At 41.9% G+C, this 3535-nt stretch carries 2 protein-coding genes; both read right to left on the bottom strand.

Going from position 1 to position 3535, the window contains the following annotated elements; translation table 11 throughout:
* The coding region (locus tag WAM07_RS14620) for a BglG family transcription antiterminator (RefSeq protein WP_422168002.1) at nucleotides 1-1219 on the bottom strand (1219 nt) is incomplete at its 3' end.
* Nucleotides 1220-1310: 91 nt separating this feature from the next.
* Nucleotides 1311-3110: a PTS mannitol-specific transporter subunit IIBC gene (locus tag WAM07_RS14615; RefSeq protein ID WP_422168000.1), complete on the bottom strand. Its 1800-nt coding sequence runs from the start codon at nucleotides 3108-3110 to the stop codon at nucleotides 1311-1313.
* Nucleotides 3111-3535: the final 425 nt, after the last annotated feature.

Here is a 3535-nt window from a genome sequence, read left to right as displayed (position 1 = left end):
CAAAGTGCATTACAAGAAAGGCCGTTTCTTCTTTAGGAAAAATAATTTTTGGAAAAACAAATTCTGTGGCTCGTTCAAGCGTTAGAAATAATTCCGGATAGTCTTGTTCAATTTGTTCCCTTAGTGGATTTTTAATATCCATCCCCTGATGGATCCGGTATAAACTCGGCTTCAAATGTACCACCAAGTCATTCAATAACTGATCAGATTGGTGTAGATTCTGCTGTAAGGTATTTGAAACAAACTCAATCAGCTGCTTTGCTTTAAAAGCAACACTCAAACTGCTGTCTTCCAGAATATAATCCTGATCGTACCGGACTTTTGCCCCCATTAGATGCATCGTAATATAGCCGGTTTCCGCTTTTGGTATCGATAACTCAAAGATTTCTTCTAACTTGCTTATTAATTTTCCGGCAATATCAAACTCTTTTGTAGACTGAAGACGAGCCAAATACTCGTCTTCCATCTGAATAAATTCCCCTTGCTGGAGACGTTCAATCGCTAAGGCCAAATGAATAACCAATCCAATATAAGCACTGTCAGCTAAATGATAAGGAAGCTCCGCCCGAATAGAATTCACTGTCTGTTCAATGGTACTGATGTTTTGACGATCAACGAGTCCAAGCAGATGATCGGAGACGGCATCCAGCGAAGGTGCAGCAGGAGATTGGATGTTCTCCCGCAGCAATTTAAGAAAATCATGCTCATTCATATGCTGCATAATGATGTATTGGATAGCTTCACGGATGTTGCCTTCTTCCCCCTGAACTTCAACTCCGTATCCACGCTTACGGATTAGCTGGAGTTGAAACTTAACAAGAATTTCTTCAATCTTATCCAGGTCATGACTGATTGTGGCAACGGTGACACCAAGTTCATTTGATAAAGTCATGAGTTTAACCGGATCCTGGGATTCAAGCAGCCAGGAAAGAATAAGCACATGACGTTCTTCAGGTGTGTAATCTACAGAGTTTTGTTCATTAATCGACATTCTTAAATCCTGGCGTCTTACATCTTCTCCAAGAATGGCTATTCCTTTACCAGTTTTTTTCTCTAAGGATAACCCGTGGCTTTCCAGTACATCTTCTACGCCTTTTAAATCTCGATGAATCGTTCTAGCACTCACATCTAAAGATTCCGCCAGGTCTTTAATAGTTAGATCTTGAGGAGTCTCAAGCAGCATTTCAATAAGTCTTCGTTCTCGTGCTGAGACATACATACATCCTTCCACTCCTCTCTGTCCGTCAGCCATTGGGAATGATAATCGGACAGAAAAGAGTCTGATCGAACAGACTCTTTTCTACTTTTCATTATTTCTGCAACTCTTCTACTAACTCATCGTATTTCGGACTGTTTAAGAAATTATCGACGGACACATGGTGAGCACTTGGAACTTTTTGCTTCGCTCGCTCTGTTAAGTCTTTATGAGTAATAACGATATCCACGTCCTGCGGCAGGTCATTAATCGCCATGTTCGTCACGTTAATATCGATCCCTGCTTTCTTGAATTTATTTTTCAAGAGGGATGCGCCCATAGCGCTGGAACCCATTCCGGCATCGCAGGCAAAGATGATTTTATCAACTTTAGAAACATCCACATCTGGTACTTCTGCTGTGCCGCCAGTCTTTTCTTCCTCAGTAGCCGTTTTGTTTTGCAGTTCTTCCACGAGCTCGTCGTATTTCGGACTATTCAGGAAGTTATCTACGGAAATATGGTGAGCATTCGAAACTTTCTGCTTCGCACGTTCCGTTAAGTCTTTATGCGTAATGACAACATCTACATCCTGTGGCAGGTCGTTAATGGCCATATTCGTTACTTCAATATCAAGGTTCGCTTTTTTGAACTTATTTTTCAATAAGGATGACCCCATAGCACTGGATCCCATGCCGGCATCGCAGGCGAAAATGATTTTATCGACTTTGGAGTAATCAAGCTTAGGAACCTCGACTGTATTACGGTTATCGACGGAAGTGTCTGCAGACTGTTTACCTGAGAGTTGGCCAGATACACTGCTTTTCTTCCCTTTCATGCCTTCCATCTTAGCTGTTGCTTCTTCTATATCTCCCTCATCTTCATCCTTGCTCGCTTTCAAAATAATTGAGGATACGATAAATGAAACAATAGCAGCTACAGCTACACCAGCAGCCACTCCAAGATAATTACCTCTTGGTGTCATACCCATAATAGCTATAATACTTCCGGGTGAAGCTGCGGCGGTCAGTCCAGCGTTGAAGAAAGCAAAGGTTGCTGTACCTGAAACACCACCGGCAATCGCGCCTAATATAACAAGTGGTTTAGACAGAATATACGGGAAGTAAATTTCATGAATTCCGCCAATGAACTGAATAATCGCTGCACCTGGTGCTGTTTGTTTAGAAACTCCTTTTCCAAAGAACATAAAGGCGAGTAAAACGCCAAGTCCAGGGCCAGGGTTTGCTTCAAGTAAGAATAGAATTGATTTCCCTGTCTCTACCGATTGTTCCGTACCAAGCGGGGTTAAAATCCCATGGTTAATGGCGTTGTTGAGGAATACCACTTTGGCAGGTTCAATGAATAAGTTGGCTAGTGGCAATAAACCAGCTGAAATTAAGAAGTCCACGCCTACACCGAGAAGATCTGTGATACCTGAGAAGAGCGGACTTAGCGTAAAGTAAGCAAGAATAGCCAGTCCGGCACCCAGAATTCCTGCTGAAAAGTTATTAACCAGCATTTCAAAGCCTTGACGAATTTTTCCTTCAAGGAATTCATCCACTTTTTTCATGAAATAACCAGCAATTGGACCAGCAACCATGGCCCCAAGGAACATTGGGGTATCCGGTGAACCGACAATAACACCCATAGCCGCCGTCGCGGCGACAACTCCTCCTCGTAAACCATGAATCAACCGTCCACCTGTAAAAGCAATTAATAATGGCAATAGATAAGTGATCATCGGGCCAACCATAGCGGCTAGATCTTCGTTCGGGAACCACCCGTCCGGAATAAATAATGCGGTAATCAGTCCCCAGGCAATAAAGGCGGCAATATTCGGCATAATCATACTGCTTAGAAAGCTCCCGAACTTCTGAACTCTTGCCCTCACTCCTGCTTTGTCCTGTTGTTCACTCATTGTGTTTCCTCCTTCGTCTCTTAACACTATTTTTTCTCTTTGTTTGTATCTTCATTTTAAAGCGGTTACACAGCTATATACAATATAATCTAAACGCATGTTTGTCAGATTCATTGTTGACATTATTAAACAACGGCCATATTTCAGCCATTTTTTTCTGGACAATCCCCTTACATAGGTATAGTTATGCCCGTCAGATTTTCTATTTATGTTCTACCAAATATCCAGGCTGGAATGACAAATCTGGTGATGGGTGTTGTAAATCTTCATACCTCTAATGTGGATACTGACAATTTGTCTACAATGTCTGTGGTTCGCACTTCTTCTCTTTCCTCTTTATAATAGAAATCATCATGATTACTACAGAGGAGGACCTCTCTTGTTCGAACATCATAAAGGCTTTCAGAAAATGCTTAAGAAAGACG

Origin of the sequence: Halobacillus sp. (assembly GCF_049282395.1) — a bacterium.
Taxonomy (GTDB): Bacteria; Bacillota; Bacilli; order Bacillales; family Halobacillaceae; genus Halobacillus.
Note: the sequence above shows the minus strand (reverse complement) of the source record. Positions and strands in the feature narration are given on the sequence as shown.